16 protein-coding genes are annotated in these 18,077 nt (G+C 71.7%); 3 read left to right on the top strand and 13 right to left on the bottom strand.

Going from position 1 to position 18,077, the window contains the following annotated elements:
• Positions 1–24 precede the first annotated feature (24 nt).
• From Q8A52_RS39655 to Q8A52_RS39635, 5 genes are read right to left on the bottom strand one after another with little or no spacing between them, the layout of a single operon-like run.
• The gene (locus tag Q8A52_RS39655) at positions 25–1,488 is read right to left on the bottom strand and encodes an HAD-IA family hydrolase (RefSeq protein ID WP_316761060.1); all 1,464 of its coding nucleotides are present in this window, start codon (positions 1,486–1,488) and stop codon (positions 25–27) included.
• Between the two features lie 58 nt (positions 1,489–1,546).
• Positions 1,547–2,626 (bottom strand): ABC transporter ATP-binding protein, encoded by a 1,080-nt coding sequence (locus Q8A52_RS39650; RefSeq protein WP_316761058.1) that lies wholly within the window; start codon positions 2,624–2,626, stop codon positions 1,547–1,549.
• Positions 2,627–2,630: 4 nt separating this feature from the next.
• Positions 2,631–3,449, bottom strand: coding sequence for an ABC transporter permease (locus Q8A52_RS39645; protein ID WP_316761054.1), 819 nt, complete (start codon positions 3,447–3,449; stop codon positions 2,631–2,633).
• Positions 3,434–4,333, bottom strand: coding sequence for an ABC transporter permease (locus tag Q8A52_RS39640; protein WP_316761053.1), 900 nt, complete (start codon positions 4,331–4,333; stop codon positions 3,434–3,436). The genes Q8A52_RS39645 and Q8A52_RS39640 overlap by 16 nt, the downstream gene beginning before the upstream one ends.
• Positions 4,330–5,487 carry an ABC transporter substrate-binding protein gene (locus tag Q8A52_RS39635; RefSeq protein ID WP_316761051.1) on the bottom strand — a complete coding sequence of 386 codons (1,158 nt, stop codon included), beginning with the start codon at positions 5,485–5,487 and terminating at the stop codon, positions 4,330–4,332. The genes Q8A52_RS39640 and Q8A52_RS39635 overlap by 4 nt, the downstream gene beginning before the upstream one ends.
• Positions 5,488–5,702: 215 nt before the next feature.
• On the opposite strand from Q8A52_RS39635, the gene Q8A52_RS39630 reads away from it, so the two are divergent.
• A complete protein-coding gene (locus tag Q8A52_RS39630; protein WP_316761048.1) occupies positions 5,703–6,443 on the top strand; it encodes a GntR family transcriptional regulator in 741 nt (246 codons plus the stop codon).
• 11 nt (positions 6,444–6,454) lie between these two features.
• Positions 6,455–6,916, top strand: a complete 462-nt coding sequence (locus tag Q8A52_RS39625; protein WP_316761045.1) for a hypothetical protein — start codon at positions 6,455–6,457, stop codon at positions 6,914–6,916.
• A gap of 206 nt (positions 6,917–7,122) precedes the next feature.
• On the opposite strand, the gene Q8A52_RS39620 is transcribed toward Q8A52_RS39625, so the two are convergent.
• The 6 genes from Q8A52_RS39620 to rpe all read right to left on the bottom strand — a co-directional run bounded on the left by Q8A52_RS39620 (position 7,123) and on the right by rpe (position 13,221).
• On the bottom strand, positions 7,123–7,575 hold the full coding sequence (locus Q8A52_RS39620; RefSeq protein ID WP_205385847.1) for an Lrp/AsnC family transcriptional regulator: 453 nt from the start codon (positions 7,573–7,575) through the stop codon (positions 7,123–7,125).
• Positions 7,576–7,585: 10 nt separating this feature from the next.
• A complete protein-coding gene (locus tag Q8A52_RS39615) occupies positions 7,586–9,055 on the bottom strand; it encodes an amino acid permease (RefSeq protein WP_316761038.1) in 1,470 nt (489 codons plus the stop codon).
• Between the two features lie 317 nt (positions 9,056–9,372).
• Entirely contained in the window at positions 9,373–10,815 is a 1,443-nt protein-coding gene (locus tag Q8A52_RS39610; RefSeq protein WP_316761036.1) for a GuaB1 family IMP dehydrogenase-related protein, read from the bottom strand.
• A gap of 158 nt (positions 10,816–10,973) precedes the next feature.
• Positions 10,974–11,282 (bottom strand): barstar family protein, encoded by a 309-nt coding sequence (locus Q8A52_RS39605; RefSeq protein WP_316761033.1) that lies wholly within the window; start codon positions 11,280–11,282, stop codon positions 10,974–10,976.
• Positions 11,283–11,400: 118 nt separating this feature from the next.
• Entirely contained in the window at positions 11,401–12,444 is a 1,044-nt protein-coding gene (locus Q8A52_RS39600; protein WP_316761030.1) for a sugar-binding transcriptional regulator, read from the bottom strand.
• 90 nt (positions 12,445–12,534) lie between these two features.
• Positions 12,535–13,221: a ribulose-phosphate 3-epimerase gene (rpe, locus tag Q8A52_RS39595; RefSeq protein ID WP_316761028.1), complete on the bottom strand. Its 687-nt coding sequence runs from the start codon at positions 13,219–13,221 to the stop codon at positions 12,535–12,537.
• 153 nt (positions 13,222–13,374) lie between these two features.
• Here rpe and Q8A52_RS39590 point away from each other — a divergent pair, with 153 nt between their 5' ends.
• Positions 13,375–15,546, top strand: coding sequence for an MMPL family transporter (locus tag Q8A52_RS39590; RefSeq protein ID WP_316761025.1), 2,172 nt, complete (start codon positions 13,375–13,377; stop codon positions 15,544–15,546).
• On the opposite strand, the gene Q8A52_RS39585 is transcribed toward Q8A52_RS39590, so the two are convergent.
• The gene (locus tag Q8A52_RS39585) at positions 15,527–16,957 is read right to left on the bottom strand and encodes an RsmB/NOP family class I SAM-dependent RNA methyltransferase (RefSeq protein WP_316761022.1); all 1,431 of its coding nucleotides are present in this window, start codon (positions 16,955–16,957) and stop codon (positions 15,527–15,529) included. The two genes, Q8A52_RS39590 and Q8A52_RS39585, sit on opposite strands and share 20 nt — an antisense overlap.
• 117 nt (positions 16,958–17,074) lie before the next feature.
• Complete coding sequence (fmt, locus tag Q8A52_RS39580; RefSeq protein ID WP_316761020.1) at positions 17,075–18,007, bottom strand: methionyl-tRNA formyltransferase; 933 nt, start codon at positions 18,005–18,007, stop codon at positions 17,075–17,077.
• Positions 18,008–18,077 lie beyond the last annotated feature (70 nt).

The following is an 18,077-nucleotide window of genomic DNA, read 5'->3' as shown; positions in this document are numbered from 1 at the left end:
ATGGTTGCCCCGGGTAACCCCGGATCAGTTCCCGGGCACCGAGAACGTGGTGAGCACCGCGGCGTGGTCCGAGGGCCAGTCGTTGCCCGCGACGTCGGGCCAGGGGCGCGGGATGCCGCTGACCACCGTCCGGGAGTCGAGCACCGTCAGACCCCGGTGCAGGACGTAGTCGATCCGGTCCTGCGGCTCGGGCCGGCCGCTGCCGTCCTCGTGCACCGGATGGATCGGGGACCAGGTGTGGCCGGGGGCCGTTTCCGGGTCCGGGTGGGCCTCCCGGTAGGAGTCGCGCAGCCCCGCCCGCTCCGCCGCCTTCGTGACCGGCCACTCGACCGCGGGCCAGTCCAGATGGGAGGGGCAGTTGAAGTCGCCGACGAGGACGACGGGCACGCCGTCGCCGTTCGACTCGGCGATCCGGTCCAGGGCGTCCCGCAGCTGCGCGAGCCGGACCTCCTCGTGGGCGACGAGCACGTCCGACGGGAGCCCGTCGAAGGCGGACTCGTAGGGCCCGTACGGCGTGTAGTGGAGGTGGGCGGTCCAGACGTCGACCTCGCGGCCCGGGGTGATCTCGATCCGGACCCCGGCGGCTCCGTAGAAGCCGACGCCCGGGTCGCCGAAGCGGGCGGTGACGGGGTAGCGGCTGATGACGCCCAGGTTCTCCCCGGCCCGGTGGTGGTGCCAGCCCAGCGCGTCGGCGAGCTCCTGGGCCGCGGTGCCGCCGGTCTCCTGGAGGCCCACCACGTCGGCGCCGCTCTCCAGGATCGCCTTGAGCTGCTTGGCGCGGTGGTCGTCGACCGGGCTGCCGCCGAGCCACAGGTTCCAGGTCATGACGCGCAGTTCGTATCCGACCATGTCTCGCAGATCCTCCGGGGTGACTGCGACGAGGCTGTCGCGTACGGTCCGGCCGGGCGCCGCCTCGATCGGCGCGAGGGACGGCACGGCGAGGACCGCGCACCCGGCCGCCTCCGCCGAACTGACCCCGGTACCGGTGTCCTCGACCGCCACGCAGGCCGCCGGGTCGACACCGAGGGCGCGGCAGGCGGCGAGGTACGGATCCGGGGCGGGCTTGGTGCGGCCGGTGTCGTCGGCGGTGACGGAGGCCGCGAAGCGGCCGGGGCCGAGGGCTTCGAGCACGGTGTCGGCGACCGCGCGTGGGGACGCGGTCACCAGGGCGGTGGGTATGCCCTCGCGGGCGAGGGCGTCCAGCAGGTCCAGCGCGCCGGGGCGCGGCACGATGCCGGTGCGGACCCGGGCGACGAATTCCCGGTGCAGCTCCCGCGCGATGCCGTCGGCCGGCCGGCCCGTGGCGGCGCCGAGCCACTCGGCGGTGTCCTCGACGGCACGGCCGAGCACCTCCGGCTGGTCCGCCTCGGTCAGCGGGCGCCCGGCGACCTGTTCCACCGCCTCCCACCACAGACGCTCGGTGTCGACGAGCGTGCCGTCCATGTCGAACAGAACGGCCTGGAGCGGGAGTCGGGGGTGGGGGGTCACGTTTCTCTCTTTCTTCACTGGCAGAACTGACAAATGCGCTTACCGGTCGGTGCGTCCGCTACCGGTCGCTGCGCTCGGCCACGAGCACCGGGCGCTCCGGCAGTGACACGCTCACCGCGGCTCCGGCGCCGAGCCCGGCCGCCTCGTACGCGGGCAGGTCGGCCTTGGCCTCGGTGCCGTCGGCGAGCTTGACGGTCAACCGGACGACCGCGCCCAGGAAGGACGTGGCGACGACGCGTGCGGTGCCCTCGTCGTCCGCGGCCACCCGGACGGCCTCGGGCCGCACCAGCACGTCGACCTCGGTCGTGGCGGGCGCCTCGCCGTCGACCGGCAGCCGCTGCCCGAGCACCTCGACCGAGCCGTCCTTCAGGACTCCCGGGATCCGGCTCATCGTGCCGACGAACTCGGCGACGAAGGCGGTGGCCGGCCGCCCGTACAGCTCGGCGGGGGCGGCGCACTGCTCGAGCCGTCCGGCGCGCATGACGGCGACCCGGTCGGCGACGGACAGCGCCTCCTCCTGGTCGTGCGTCACGAAGAGGGTGGTGATGCCGAGTTCCTGCTGGAGCCTGCGGATCTCCTCGCGCAGGGTCAGCCGGACCTTGGCGTCGAGCGCCGACAGCGGTTCGTCGAGCAGCAGCACGCGCGGGCGCAGGGCGAGCGCGCGGGCCAGCGCGATGCGCTGCTGCTGGCCGCCGGAGAGCTGGTGCGGGAACCGCTCCCCCTTGTCGCCCAGGCCGACCAGCTCCAGCAACTCGGCGGCACGCGCCCGCCGTTCGGCCGTACGCACCTTGCGCATGCGCAGCCCGAAGGCCACGTTGTCGACCGCGTTGAGATGGGGGAAGAGGCTGTACGACTGGAAGACCATCCCGGCGTCACGGCGGTGGGCCGGGACGTGGGTGACATCCTCGCCGTCCACCAGCACGGCGCCGGAGTCCGGGTGTTCGAACCCGGCGAGCATGCGCAGCGCGGTGGTCTTGCCGCAGCCGGAGGGGCCGAGCAGCGCGAGGAACTCGCCCGGCCGCACGGCGAGGTCGAGTCCGTCGAGGGCCACGGTGGCCCCGAACTCCCGGCGAAGGCCGCGGAATTCGACCGTGGCGGCCTTCTCCGTGACGGTCGTGTCGAGCGTGGTGGCGGTCATTGGTTCATCCCCGGGACGAAGCGGTTCGGGTACGCCCGCCGGCACCGGCGAGCACGAGGAGCAGGGCCCATGTGAGGAGCAGGCTCAGCACGGACACGGCGACGGACATCTGGGCCTGCGAGCCGCCGACGTTGTAGATCCACACGGCGAAGGGCTGGAAACCCAGCAGCCGGGCCACGGTGAACTCGCCGAGCACCAGCGCCAGCGTGAGGAAGGCCGCGTTCAGCAGCGCCCCGCGCAGATTGGGCAGCACGGCCCGGACCAGGGCCTGCGGCCAGGAGGCGCCGCAGCTGCGCGCGGCCTCGACGAGGGTGCGCACATCGATCGCGCGCAGCCCGGAGTCCAGCGCCCGGTACACGAAGGGCAGCGCCATCACGACGTACGCGAGGACCAGCACGACCGGGAAGCTCGGGTTCTGGATCGCCACGAACGTCTGGAACAGCGGGGTCCGGGACAGGTGGTCGGGACCCCACTTCAGGACGGTCGCGATACCGGCGACGAACGCGATCGGCGGCACCACCAGCGGCAGCGAGCACACCACCTCGACGACCGGCCGCAGCCGGGGCGCGCCGAGCCGCAGCGCGACCACGGCGGGCACCATCAGCAGCAGCACGACGGCGATGGTGGCCGCGGCCAGCTCCAGCGAGAGCAGCAGGCTGGAGACGAACCCGTCGGCGGAGACGATCTGCGTGTAGGCGTCGAAGGTGACACCCTGCCCGGGCACGTCCACCGTGAAGATCACGGAGGCGGCGAGCGGGACCAGGAAGTAGAGCGCGGCCAGGCCGAGGACGGCCCACCGCCAGGGGGTCAGGCGTCGAGCCATCGGGCGCTCCGTCGTTGCAGGGGCAGGTACACGGCCATCACCACACCCGCGACCAGGACCATGTCGAGGCTGAGCGCGAGGGCCACGTTCTCCTGCCCGACCAGCACGTTGCCGGAGATGGCGTCGGCGATCTGCAGGGTGACCAGCGGGACCGCGCTGCCCACCATCGCGGCGGCGGTGGCGTAGGCGGCGAAGGCGCTGCCGAAGAGCAGGACGAGTCCGCCGAGCAGGGAGGGCGCGAGCACCGGCAGGGCCACGTGCCGCCAGTACTGGACGGCGGTGGCGCCGTTGTTCCGGGCGGCCTCGCGCCACTGGGAGCGCAGGCCGTCCAGGGCCGGGGTGATGGTGAGGACCATCAGCGGGATCAGGAAGTAGAGGTAGACCAGCACCAGACCCCAGAAGCTGTAGAGGTCCCAGCCCTTGTCCGCGAGGCCCAGGTGCACGGTCAGCACACCGGCGTTGCCGAGCGTGGCGACGAAGGCGAAGGCCAGCGGGACACCGCCGAAGTTGGCGAGGACGCCGGAGGCGGTGAGCACGGCCTCGCGCAGCGCGCGCGACCGCGAGGTCACGACGGCCTGCGCGAGCGGCAGCCCGAGCAGCGTGCCGAGGGCGGCGGAGACCGCGGACAGCTTGACGCTGCCGACCAGGGCGGTGAGGTACGGCCCCTGCAGCGAGGTGGTCAGGTTCGCGGCGGTGTACGAAGTGGCGCCCGTCGCCTGGTCCTTGACGGTGAAGGCGCCGTTCAGCATGGCGAGGGCGGGGATCCCGAAGGCGATCGCGGTGAACACGAGCAGCGGGACGACGGCGAGCCAGCCAGGGGCACGGCGCCGCCGCTTCTGCGAAGCGAGCGGCGCCGTGTCCACCCTCGTGAGAGCGGTGGTCATCCGGCGACGGCCTTCGACCAGCCCTGCGCGATGACCGTCTTGGCCTTGCTCTGCTGGGCCTCGGTCGGGAAGGACGGCGTACCGGAGACCTTCGGGAGCTTGGCGGCGGCCGTCTTGTCGAGGGTGCCGGCCTTCTCCAGGGAGGTCATCAGGGCCGGGCGGGCGTAGCCCTTGAGCCACAGGTTCTGGCCCTCGGCGCTGTAGAGGTACTCCTGCCACAGGCGGGCGGCCGCCGGGTGCGGGGCGTCCTTGTTGATGGCCTGGGAGTAGTACTGGGAGAACTGGCCGTCGGTGGGCACCGCGACCTTCCAGTCCACGCCCTTGGACTTGAACTCGTCGGCGTAACCGGCGTTCAGGTAGTCCCAGTCGATGCTGATCGGCGTCTCGCCCTTTTCGACGGTGGCCGGGGTCGACTCGACGGGCGTGTAGTTGCCGTTCTTCTTCAGCTTGGCGAAGAAGTCGAGGCCGGGCTGGATGTCGTCGAACGAGCCGCCGCTCGCGAGGGCGGCCGCGTAGACGCCGCCGAAGGCCGAACCGGACTTGGTGGGGTTGCCGTTGAGGGCGACCTTGCCCTTGTACTCCGGCTTGAGCAGGTCCTTGAAGGTGGTCGGGCAGTTCTTGACGCGCTTGGCGTCGCAGCCGATGGAGATGTAACCGCCGTAGTCGTTGTACCAGCGGGCCTGCGCGTCCTTCTGCGCGGCCGGGATGTCACCGTAGGAGGCCACCTTGTACGGCGCGAGCAGGCCCTGCGTGGCGGCGCTGAGCGCGAAGGAGCTGCCGAGGTCGAGCACGTCGGGGGCCCGGTCCTGGCCCTTGCGGGAGGTCACGGCGTTGATCTCGTCCTGGCTGGAGCCGTCGGGGCTCTCGACCTCGATCTTGATGCCGTACTTCTTCTGGAAACCGTCGATCAGGGCGCCGTAGTTGGCCCAGTCGCGGGGCAGGGCGATGGCGTGGAGGGTGCCTTCCTTCTTGGCGGCCTTGACCAGCGCGTCCATGCCGCCGAGGTCGGCGGCGGAGGTGGCGGTTGCGGCGTTCTTGCCGTCGGCGGTGGTCGACGCGTTGTCGGGGGCGGCGCCGCAGGCGCTGAGGGCGAGTGCGGCGGCTACGGCGAGGCCACCGGTGAGAACGGCGGTTCGCGGCAGGAACACTGTCACTGTCACTCCAGGGGTGCACACGAGCAGGGAGATGAGACGACGACAACTTGTCTGAACAAGTTGGGTCACAGTACGCCCGGTCCGGGTGTCCTGTCTGTAAACCACGGAGAAACTTTGAACGCTTGTTGTGTGCACAATCCAGACCGTTTCAGATCACGCTCAGGTCTCGATTAGGCTGGTCACGCTGTGCACAGCGACCTACTCAGAGGGGAAGCATGACTGCGCGACACGAGGAGATCGCTGACGAACTGCGGCGGGCGATCGACCGAGAGGAGTACACAGTCGGCAGTCGGCTGCCCTCGGAGACCGAACTCGCCGCGCAGTACGGCGTCTCACGCGGCACGCTGCGCCAGGCCGTCGCGACCCTCACCACCGAGGGACTCATCGGTTCCCGCCAGGGCGCCCGCAGGGTGGTGCTGGCCAGCCGCCGCAGCCAGAGCTTCGAGGAACTGCGCAGCTTCGCGCAGTGGGCGCGGGCGATGGGCCGGGAGGCGACGGGTCACGTCGTGGCGCAGGAGCACCGCCCGGCGGCCAAGGAGGACGCCGTGCGCCTCCAACTGCGCGCCGGGACGCCCGTGCTGCACGTCCTCAGGGTGCGCGGTCTGGACGGCGAGCCGGTCCTGCTGGAGCGGACCGTGTACGCCGACTGGATCGCCCCGGCCGTCGAGGCCATCGAGCCGGACTGCCCGTCCGTCACGCAGCGGCTCTTCGAGGACACTGGCCTGGTCTTCGCCTACGGCGAGCACGTCATAGACGCGGTGGCGGCGGGCGCCCAGGACGCCGAACTGCTCGGCATCCGCCGCACCAGCCCGCTGCTGCGGGTCCGCAGGGTGACGACGACCCGTGAAGGGCGCCCGGTGGAGTGGTCGGACGACCGCTACCGCTCGGACGCCGTGAGCTTCAGTGTGCACAATTCGATAGGGAGCAACGCGCTGGCGCGCAAGACGGCCGACTGAGGGGAGCCCGTATGAAGCCCGCCGCGATCGCCGCACTGCCGTTCGTCGACGAGCACACGACCCTCGTCGCGGCGCGGCCCGACGCCGTCTGGCGCGGTCTCGGCGACATCCTGGACCGCTCGTTCGCGCGCCCGCGCGCGACCGGCTACGCACGCCTGGTCGGCGCCGCCGACCACTCGGTGTCCGGCCCGCGCCGGCCGCCGGCCGAGGGCTCGGTGTTCGCCGGGTTCCGGGTGGTCTCCGCGCAACCGGGACGGGAGCTGGTCCTCGCCGGACGCCACCGCTTCTCGACGTACGCCCTGGTCTTCCACCTGGACGCGGCCGGCCCCGGGCACACCCTGCTGCGGGCCGAGACCCGGGCCCGGTTCCCCGGCCCCCTCGGCGCGCTCTACCGCTTCGCCGTCATCGACACCGGCGGCCACGCCCTCGCCGTACGCCGCCTGCTCGCCTCGGTCGGCCGCCGATACACGTAGCACGCGTCAGGTCGCCGAACCCGAGGAGAACCGCCGCAACGGCGAAAGCACCGGACGAAGGCTCGGTGCCTGCCGGGTTCCGGATGGTCTCCGCGCAACCGGGACGGGAGCTGGTCCTCGCCGGACGCCACCGCTTCGCGACCTACGCCCTGGTCTTCCACCGGACGCGGCCGCCCCCGGGCCGACAGCCGCCACGCGTGGCCCGATCAGGTGGGCGAACCCGAGGAGAACCGTCGCAGCAGCGGCGAGAGCACCAGTACGGACTTGGTCCGTTCCACGAACGGCTCCCCCGCGATCCGCTCCAGCACGCGCTCGAAGTGGCGCATGTCGGAGGCGAAGACCTGGGCGACCGCGTCCGCCTCACCGGTGACGGTGGAGGCGGCCACGACCTCCTGGTACCGCTCCAGGCCCCGCTGGATGGTCTCCGGCGAGGTGTTGCGCCGGCAGTAGATCTCGACGAATCCCTCGGTCTCCCAGCCGAGCGCCGCCGGGTCGACCCGTACGGTGAAACCGGTGATGGCTCCGGTGGCCCGCAGCCGGTCCACGCGCCGCTTCACCGCGGGCGCGGACAGGCCGACCAGCTGCCCGATGTCCGCGTAGGAGCGGCGGGCGTCCTCGGCGAGGGCGTGCACGATGCGTTCGTCGAGATCGTTCAGCACAGTGGGTTGATCAGCTCTCAGGTGTTGCGAGTCGGGAACGGCGGTAGCCGTAGAGGAAGTAGAACACGAGTCCGGCGGCCATCCAGCACCCGAAGACGACCCACGTGACGGTGTCGAGGCTGAACATGTTGTACGCGCAGAACAGGAAGCCCAGCACCGGCAGAACCGGCCCGAACGGCACCTTGAACGTGCGCTCCAGCTCCGGCCGCCGGTACCGCAGGATGACGACCGCGATGTTGACCAGGCCAAAGGCGAACAGCGTGCCGATGCTGGTGGCGTCGACGAGCTTGCCCAGCGGGATGAGCGCGGCGAGCACACCGCAGAACAGCGACACGATCACCGTGTTGAGGCGGGGAGCGCCGGTCTTCGGGTGGACCTTGCCGAGCGCCTTGGGCACCAGGCCGTCGCGGGCCATCGCGAAGAGGATGCGGGTCTGGCCGTAGAGCACGGTGAGCACCACGCTCGCGATGGAGATGACCGCGCCCAGGGCGAGCAGCGTGCCCCAGAAGGTCTGGCCGCTGACATCGTTCATGATCGCGGCGAGGGTGGCCTCCGAGCCGTCGAACTTCTTCCAGTTCCAGGCGCCGACGGCGACGGCGGCGACGAGCACGTACAGCGCGGTCACGATGATCAGCGACAGCATGATCGCCCGTGGCAGGTCCCGCTTGGGGTTCTTCGCCTCCTCGCCGGCGGTGGAGGCGGCGTCGAAGCCGATGTACGAGAAGAACAGCGTGGCACCGGCGGCACTGACCCCGGCCATCCCGAGCGGCATGAAGTCGGCGTAGTTGCCGGACTTGAAGCCCATGAAACCGATCGCGCAGAACAGCACCAGGGCGGCGATCTTCACGCACACCATGATCGTGTTGGCCCGGGCGGACTCACGTGCGCCGCCGAGCAGGAACACCATCGCCAGGAGGACGACGATCAGGGCGGGCAGGTTGATGATGCCGTGTCCCTCGCCCGGGGCCGAGGACAGGGCGGCCGGGATGGTGACGCCGATGGTGCCGTCGAGCAACTCGTTCAGGTACTCGCCCCAGCCGACGGCGACGGCGGCCACCGACACGCCGTACTCGAGCACGAGGCACCAGCCGCAGACCCAGGCGACCAGCTCGCCCATCGTTGCGTACGCATACGAGTAGGAGGAGCCGGCGACCGGGATGCTGCCCGCCAGCTCGGCGTACGACAGCGCCGAGAAGAGGGCCGTGAGACCGGCGATCACAAAGGCCAGGGTGACGGCGGGACCGGCCTCCGGAACGGCGTCGCCGAGCACGACGAAGATGCCGGTGCCGAGGGTGGCACCGATGCTGATCATCGTCAGCTGCCACAGGCCGAGGGAGCGCCGGAGCGTGCCTCCCTCGCCCTGGCCGCCCTCCGCGACCAGGCTTTCCACGGGCTTGCGACGCATGAGGCCCGCGGCAACGCCCGGGGATGCCGGGCCGGTCTCTGTGCGGTTGTGCGAGGGTGCGCCTTGGTCGAGCACGCGCTGGCTCCTTATCGCTGCCACTGAGGGCGGCGGGGACCCGATGCCTCCCTGCGAGGGCAGGAACCCACCGAGCGGGGTCCCCGCCACACCACGTACAGCGCAGCACCCTATGAGCCAGGCCTTTACGGGCGTAATGCAGCAACCTTGCGCATACCCGCAAGATCATTGCGTTCATCCCGGGAGTGTGTCCATTTGTTGCGCGACGGCTTTCGAGCGTTGCGCAGAGGCCTCAAAAGCCCCGTTCACGCGGACGCCGACGGCCCCCGCCTGTCCGGGTGCCGGGAGGACGGGGGCCGCGTGGAAAGGGTGCCGGCTCAGTTCCAGCTGGCGTGCAGCGGCTTGCCCTCGGCGTAGCCCGCCGCGCTCTGGATGCCGACGATGGCCTTCTCGGCGAACTCCTCCAGCGAGGCCGCGCCGGCGTAGGTGCAGGAGGAGCGGACGCCCGCGATGATCGAGTCGATCAGGTCCTCGACGCCCGGACGGACCGGGTCGAGGAACATGCGGGAGGTGGAGATGCCCTCCTCGAACAGCGCCTTGCGGGCGCGGTCGTAGGCCGACTCCTCCGACGTGCGGTTGCGCACCGCGCGCGCGGACGCCATGCCGAACGACTCCTTGTACAGCCGGCCTTCGGCGTCCTGCTGCAGGTCGCCCGGCGACTCGTAGGTGCCCGCGAACCACGAGCCCACCATCACGTTGGACGCACCGGCCGCGAGCGCCATCGCCACGTCGCGCGGGTGCCGGACACCGCCGTCGGCCCAGACGTGCTTGCCGTACTTCTTCGCCTCGGCGGCGCACTCCAGAACCGCGGAGAACTGCGGCCGGCCCACACCCGTCATCATCCGGGTGGTGCACATGGCGCCGGGACCGACACCGACCTTGATGATGTCCGCGCCGGCGTCGATCAGGTCCTTGACGCCCTCGGCGGAGACGATGTTGCCCGCCACGATCGGCACCTGCGGGTCGAGGTCGCGCACCAGCTTGACGGCGCTGATCATCGACTCCTGGTGGCCGTGCGCGGTGTCGATGACGAGCGTGTCGACGCCCGCGTCGAGCAGCTGCTTGGCCTTGGCCGCCACATCGCCGTTGATGCCGACGGCGGCGGCGATGCGCAGCTTGCCGTTGGCGTCGGTGGCCGGGGTGTAGAGCGTGGCGCGCAGGGCGCCCTTGCGGGTGAGGATGCCGGCGAGCCTGCCGTCCTTGTCCACGGCCGGGGCATAGCGGCGGTTGTGCCCGTCGAGGGTGTTGAAGGCCTCGCGCGGTGCGATGTCGGCGTCGAGCAGCAGCAGGTCCGTCGACATGATCTCGGTGAGCTGCGTGAAGCGGTCGACGCCGGTCAGGTCCCGGTCGGTGACGACACCGATCGGGCGGCCGTCCTCGTCGACGACCACACCGGCGTTGTGCGCCCGCTTGGACAGCAGGCCCAGCGCGTCGGCGACGGTCTGGTGCGGGGCCAGCACGATCGGCGTGTCGAGGACCAGATGGCGGCTCTTCACCCAGGAGACGACGTCGGTGACGACGTCGATCGGGATGTCCTGCGGGATCACCACCAGGCCGCCGCGCCGGGCCACGGTCTCCGCCATCCGGCGGCCCGCGATCGCGGTCATGTTGGCGACGACCAGCGGGATCGTGGTGCCCGTGCCGTCCGGGGAGCTGAGGTCCACGCCCTGACGCGAGCCGACCGCGGAGCGGCTCGGCACCATGAACACGTCGTCGTACGTCAGGTCGTACGCGGGCTGGATGTCATTGAGGAAACGCACGTGCCGCACATCCCAGTCGATCAGAGGTGACCCCCGGACAGGTCAGCCCGGGGGAAAAGCACGTACCTCATTGTCCCATGACGGCCGGAATGCGATGCCCGGTCGAATCATCCAGGCAGGTCGGAGGGCGTTCGGAGGATCTGCCGAACCGGCCCCGGTCAGCCCAGCGCGAGCGCCACCGTGAGGAGGGGTCCGCGGCCGGACGCCTCGGTGAACACCTCCAGCGCCACCGCCCACTCGTCGGGACGGGCCGCCGCGTACTCCAGCCAGCCGCCGACGACGAGCAGCAGCCCGTTCTCGGCCGCTTCCGGCGGCCAGAACGAGGGGTCGCCGAGGCTGTCGGCGAGAGCGTCCCAGTTGCGGCCGAACCAGTCGGGCAGGGCGAGGGTCTGCGCGAAGCGGTCCATGAACGCGGTCTTGTCGGCGACCCCGCCGAGGTCCAGCGTCACCACCCGCCGGCTCGTCATCTCAGTACCGTCCTGAACATGTCGTAATGATCATCAAAAAGCACGCGGGGGACGAACCGCAGCAGCACGCTGTCGGTGCTGTCACGGCCGTCCCCTCATGAGCTGCTGCAGGCCGCCCTCAGGGGCCGTCCGGGTCCGCCCGGTTCAGGGCGGGCTTCGGCGTGGGGCCCGCGGTCATCAGATAGTCCGCGGCCGACGTGTCCGTCACCAGGCTGGTGACCAGACCCGACCGCAGCACCGCGTCGATCGCGGACGCCTTGCGCTGCCCGCCCGCGATCGCCACGACCTCGGGGATACGGCGGAGCTGGTCGGCCTTGACCGTGATGCAACGCTCCCCCAGGTCCCGGCCGACGCGTCGGCCCTCGGTGTCGAAGAGATGCGCCGACATCTCGGCGGCGACACCGAGCGAGGCGTAGTGGGCCCGCTCCTCGTCGCTGAGCATGTCGTGCACCGTCGAGATGCCCGGCTCCCAGGAGCCGATGGAGACACAGGCGACCGTGACCTTGTCGAAGTACTCGAAGGCCCGGGCGATCCCGGTCTGGTTGCGCAGCGCGGCCGCGGTGGCCGCGTCCGGCAGCAGCATCGGCGCATAGATGGGGTGCGCGTCGCCGCCGGACACCTGGGCGGCGCGGCGGACGGCCTCGACGGAGCCGCGCTCGGCGGTCCCGGCGTCGTACACGCCCGTCAGCTGCACCACCGTGCAGGGCGGCAGCCGGTCGAGCGCCGCCGCCATGTGGATGGTGGACCGACCCCAGGCCAGTCCGAGGACGTCCCCCTCGTTGACGAGCTCGCCGAGCAGGTCGGCCGCCACCTCGCCGAGGTTCTCGGGGTCGGGGGTCTCCTCGGCCTCGGCCGGGGATTCGACCACGACGGCGTGCCTCAGGCCGTAGCGGGCGCGGAGCGCGTCGGAGCGCTCGGCGTCCAGCTCGGCCGGCACGCGGATCTCGATGCGTACGAGATCCCGTTCGAGGGCAGTTTCCAGAACCCGGGCCACTTTGAAGCGGCTGACGCCGAACTCCTCCGCGATCTGGATCTTGGACTTGCCCTCGAGGTAGAAGCGGCGGGCCATGGCCGCCGCCTGCACCAGCTCAGCGGGTCCCATCCGCATGGCTGACCGGCCCGCCGACATACCCGACACGGCGATCTCCTCACTGCTGTTCACACTCTGGATTCGCCGTTCATCCTTGCAGATCCGGCGCAACTGATCCGCCCTGATGGGCGCCGTTCCCTTAGCTGTTCACGTCGTTGTGGCTCAGTGGTCGCATGCCCAGGACGCCTTGGCGGTGGCCGTCTCCGCCTGGGTGCGCAGTGCACGTACCGCTTCTGCCGGGTCCTTCGCCCCGTACACCGCCGAACCGGCGACAAAGACATCGGCACCCGCGTCCGCACACCGCTCGATCGTGGACGCGGAAACGCCTCCGTCGACCTGCAGCCACAGCTCGAGACCGTGCTTCTCGATCAGCTGACGCGTGCGGCGGATCTTCGGAAGCATGATGTCCAGGAACGCCTGACCGCCGAAGCCCGGCTCGACCGTCATGATCAGCAGCATGTCGAGCTCGGGGAGCAGGTCCTCGTACGGCTCGATGGGCGTCGCGGGCTTGAGCGCCATGGAGGCACGCGCGCCCTTGGCGCGGATCTCGCGGGCCAGCCGCACCGGGGCGGCGGCCGCCTCGACGTGGAAGGTGACGGACGAGGCACCCGCTTCGACGTACTGGGGGGCCCACCGATCGGCGTCCTCGATCATCAGATGGCAGTCCAGCGGCGTGTCCGCCGCACGCGCCAGGGACTCTACGACCGGCACGCCGAGCGTGAGGTTGGGGACGAAGTGGTTGTCCATCACGTCGACGTGGAGCCAGTCGGCTCCCTCCACCGCCTTCGCCTCCTCCGCGAGGCGGGCGAAATCGGCGGACAGGATGCTGGGGTTGATCTGCACGGCCATGACCCAAGCCTGCCATGTCCGGGCACGGATGTTCGCCTCGGTCCCCGGCTGGATCACGACGGTATATACCATCCGGGAATTCAGGTGCCCTGCGGACGGGACCGTGCCATGCTGGGCGGCCCACCGGCTCCACGTGCGGCTATGGGGGGCGCCATGAAGGACGCGCGATCGGACGACCATGGGCGCCATGTGCGCCAGGGGCTCATCAGATTCCTGACCGGACGACGCAGCAAGTGGCTGATAGTGGCCCTCTGGCTGCTGGCGCTCGTGCTCGCGGGACCGCTCGTCCAGAAGCTCACCGACGCCCAGGACAACGACGCCGCCTCCTGGCTGCCCGGATCGGCGGAGTCCACCCAGGTGCTCGACACCTCCCACCACTTCCGGCCCGAGCAGATACCGGCGGTCGTCGTGTACGCCCGCGACGGCGGACTCACGGCGCGGGACAAGCAGCAGATCGCGCAGGACGTCCAGGAGATCAGGGGGCTGACCGCGCACGGCATCCGCGGCACCGAGGCGCGCGGACCCCTCTACGACAGTCCTTCCGCGCCCAAGGCCGCCCAGATCTACGTGCCCATCACGATGGACGCCAAGGGCTGGGCCGAGTTCGCCCCCGCCGTGGACACGCTGCGCGACCAGGTGGGCCGGAGCGGCGGCGGGCTCGCCGTCCACATCACCGGGCCGGGTGGCACCTCCGCCGACTTCTCCAAGGCCTTCGAGGGCATCGACTCCACGCTGCTGCTCTCGGCGATGGGCGTCGTGATCGTGATGCTGCTGCTGACCTACCGCAGCCCGGTCCTCCTCTTCGTCCCCCTCCTCGCGGTGGTCGTCGCCCTGTTCACCGCGCAGGCGCTGATCTATCTCCTGGCCCGGCACGGGGGCCTGACCGTCAACGGCCAGAGCGCGGGCATCCTCACGGTGCTCGTCTTCGGCGCCGGGACCGACTACGCGCTGCTCCTCGTCGCCCGCTACCGGGAGGAGCTGCGCCGCCACGAGGACCGGCACGAGGCCATGGCGCTGGCCCTGCACCGCGCGGGCCCCGCCGTGCTCGCCTCGGGCGCCACCGTGGTGCTGAGCATGCTGGTGCTGCTGGCCGCCGAGATGAACTCCACCCGCGGTCTGGGCCCGGTCGCCGCGATCGGCGTGGCGGTCGCGCTGCTGGCCATGCTCACCCTCTTTCCGGCCCTGCTCCTGGTCTTCGGCCGCTGGATCTTCTGGCCGGCGGTCCCGCACTTCGGCTCGTCCGACCCGACCGAGCGGGGCGTCTGGGCGCGGATGGGCCGCAGCATCAGCCGCCGGCCGCGGGTCGTCTGGGGCGCCACCGCCCTGGCCCTGGCCGTCCTCTCGCTGGGTCTCCTCCAGCTCCGCGCCGAGGGCATCGGCAACGCGGACGCCTTCACCGGCACCCCCGACTCGATCACCGGGCAGAAGGTGTCGCAGCGGTACTTCCCGGCGGGCAGCGGCGACCCGCTGGTGGTCGTGGCCGGCCAGGCGCAGGTCGACCGAGTGCGGCGGGCGGTCGCCGGTACGCGCGGAGTCGCGCCGGACAGCGTCACCGTCCCGCCCGGCACAAAACCCTCGTACGACGGCAAGGTCCTGTTCGAGGCGACCATGACCGACCCGGCCGACAGCGAGGCGGCCAAGCACACCGTCGAGCGCGTGCGCGACGCCGTCCACGCGCTGCCGGGCGCCGACGCGCAGGTGGGCGGCGGCACCGCGGCCCTGCTGGACATGGAGCGGGCGACCACGCACGACAACGTGCTGATCATCCCGGCGGTCCTGCTGGTCGTACTGCTGATCCTGGGCGCGCTGCTGCGGTCCCTGGTGGCCCCGCTGCTGCTGATCGGCACGGTCGTGCTGTCCTTCGCGGCGGCCCTCGGGGCCAGCGCCCTCGCCTTCCGGCACGTCTTCGACTACGCGGGCGAGCAGACGGACTTCCCGCTGTTCGTCTTCGTGTTCCTGGTGGCCCTGGGCATCGACTACAACATCTTCCTGACCACTCGCATCCGCGAGGAGACCGCCCGCCACGGCACCCGCCCCGGCGTGGTGACGGGCCTGGCGGCGACCGGTGCGGTCATCACGTCCGCGGGCCTGGTCCTGGCCGGAACGTTCGCCGCGCTCGGCACCCTGCCCATGGTGGCCTTCGCGGAGATCGGCTTCGCCGTCGCCCTCGGCGTCCTCCTGGACACCTTCGTCGTGCGGTCGGTGCTGGTCACTGCGCTGTTCCTGGACGCCGGCCGGAAGGTGTGGTGGCCGCACCGGCTCGCGCACGAGGACGGTGCGGTCCCGGTCGTGCGCGAGTCCGAGGTCAGCCGGTCCGGCGGATGAGCGCCAGATACATGGCGTCGGTGCCGTGCACATGCGGCCACAGCTGTACGTCGGGACCCTCGCCGAGGGCCGGTACGCCGGGCAGCAGCGGGCGGGCGTCGACGAGTTCGGTCTCCGGGTGCTGCTTGAGCACGTCCTGGACCACGGCACGGGTCTCGGCGAGGTGGGGCGAGCAGGTGGCGTAGCCGACGACCCCGCCGACCCGTACCGAGTCGAGCGCGGTGCGCAGCAGGGCGCGCTGCAGCGGCGCGAAGTTGTCCAGGTCCTCGGGGCGCCGCCGCCATCTGGCCTCGGGCCGCCTGCGCAGCGCGCCGAGGCCGGTGCACGGCACGTCCATCAGCACACGGTCGAAGGTGCCGGGCCGCCACGGCGGCCGGGTCCCGTCGGCGGCGATGACCTGGTACGGCCCCGGGTTGCCGGCCAGGGCCTTCGCCACCAGACCGGCGCGGTGCGGCTGCTTCTCGGAGGCGAGCAGCGCGGCCCCGCGTTCGGCGGCGAGCGCGGCCAGCAGCGCGGCCTTGCCGCCGGGCCCCGCGCACCCGTCCAGCCACTTCTCGTCCGGCCCCTCCAGCGGCGCGTTGGCGAGCGCGAGGGCGACCAGCTGGCTGCCCTCGTCCTGCACCCCGGCCCGGCCCTCCCGGACGGCCTCGACGGCGCCCGGCTCCCCGCCCTCGGCGAGCCGCACGGCATACGGCGACCAGCGCCCCGGCACGGCGGCCTCCTCGCGGAGCAGCTCCTCGGCCGTGGCCCGCCCTGGCCTGGCTACGAGGGTCACCTCGGGCCGCTCGTTGTCGGCCTCCAGCAGGTCCTCGATGCCGGCCCGCCCGCCGCCGAGCGAGTCCCACAGCGCGGAGACGACCCAGCGGGGGTGCGAATGCACGACGGCGAGATGGTCCTCGGGATCCTCGTCGTAGGGCGGCGCGACCCGCTCCAGCCACCCGTCGAGGTCGTGCTGCGCGACCTTGCGCAGCACGGCGTTGACGAACTTGGCCCGCCCGTCGCCGAGGACGACGCGCGCGAGCTCGACGGAGGAGGACACGGCGGCGTGCGTCGGGATACGGGTGCCGAGCAGCTGGTGCGTCCCGAGGCTGAGCACGTCGAGCACCGGCGGGTCGACCTCCCGCAGCGGCCGGTCGACACAGGCGGCGATCACCGCGTCGTACGTGCCCTGCCGCCGCAGCGTCCCGTACACCAGCTCGGTGGCGAGGGCGGCGTCCCGGCCGTCGAACTGGTCGGGGCCCTCCTTCTCCCGCGCCTTGCGCAGCAGCGGGGGCAGGACGAGGTTGGCATACGCGTCCCGCTCGTCCACGGCGCGCAGGGCCTCGAACGCGAGGATGCGGACCGGGTCCTTCTGGGGACGGCGGTAGGGTTTGGCGGGCTTGCGGGGCCGCCGAGAGGACTGCTCACTCACGAAAAAGGTGCTCCGGATATGGGATGGATACAGATCCCAGCCTACGTCCCGGGCGCCCGGGCGGTGCCGCCGTGTACGCCGGGAATCCGCCGACGGGAGGGGCCGGACCGGGCGGGCTCAGCCGCCCAGCGTCTCGCCCACGGCGATCCGCACCCCTCGCGCCCAGTCCGCCGCCCGCATCGGCTTCTTGCCCTGGGCCTGCACCCACAGCAGCTCGACGGCGTAGGACCCGGTGCCCACGTGCACGCTGTTCTTGCCGACGGCCAGCTGCCCCGGCAGCAGATCGGTCCGCTCCGGTACGGGCGTGGCCTGGATGAGCTTGAGGCGTTCGCCGCGGAAGCTGGTCCAGGCGCCGGGCGCCGGGGTGCAGCCGCGCACCACCCGGTCGACGCGCAGGGCCGGGACGGCCCAGTCGATCCGGGCGTCATCGACGGTGATCTTCGGCGCCAGGGTGATGCCGTCGGCCGGCTGCGGCACGGCCTTGAGCGAGCCGTCCTCGATGCCGTCCATGGTTGCGGCGAGCAGCCCGGCGCCGGCGAAGGCGAGCCGGGTGAGCAGGTCGCCGCTGGTGTCGGTGGGCCGGATCTCCTCGGTGACGGTCCCGTACACCGGCCCCGAGTCCAGCCCTTCCTCGATGAGGAAGGTGGAGGCCCCCGTGATCTCGTCCCCCGCCATGATGGAGTGCTGCACCGGCGCCGCCCCGCGCCAGGCGGGCAGCAACGAGAAGTGCAGATTGACCCAGCCATGGGCGGGAACGTCGAGGGCGACGCGTGGCAGCAGGGCGCCGTAGGCGACCACGGGGCAGCAGTCCGGGGCGATCTGCGCGAGCCGCTCGAGGAACTCCGGGTCCCGCGGCTTGAGCGGCTTCAGCACCTCGATCCCGGCCTCCTCCGCCCGCTCGGCCACGGGTGACGCGACCAGCCTGCGCCCGCGCCCGGCCGGCGCGTCAGGCCGCGTGACGACGGCGGCCACCTCGTGCCGCCCGGAGGCGATGAGAGCGTCCAGAGCGGGAACGGCGACCTCGGGGGTACCGGCGAAGACGAGCTTCATGGAAAGGTTCGGGCCTCTCGGGCGGTGGCGACTGGCGGGCAGCCTCCAAGTCTATGACCACGCACGCAAA

The sequence above is a fragment of the Streptomyces herbicida genome (assembly GCF_032656585.1).
GTDB classification, from domain to species: Bacteria; Actinomycetota; Actinomycetes; order Streptomycetales; family Streptomycetaceae; genus Streptomyces; species Streptomyces herbicida.
The sequence above is the reverse complement of the archived record's forward strand: the minus strand, read 5'-3'. Positions and strand labels throughout refer to the sequence as shown.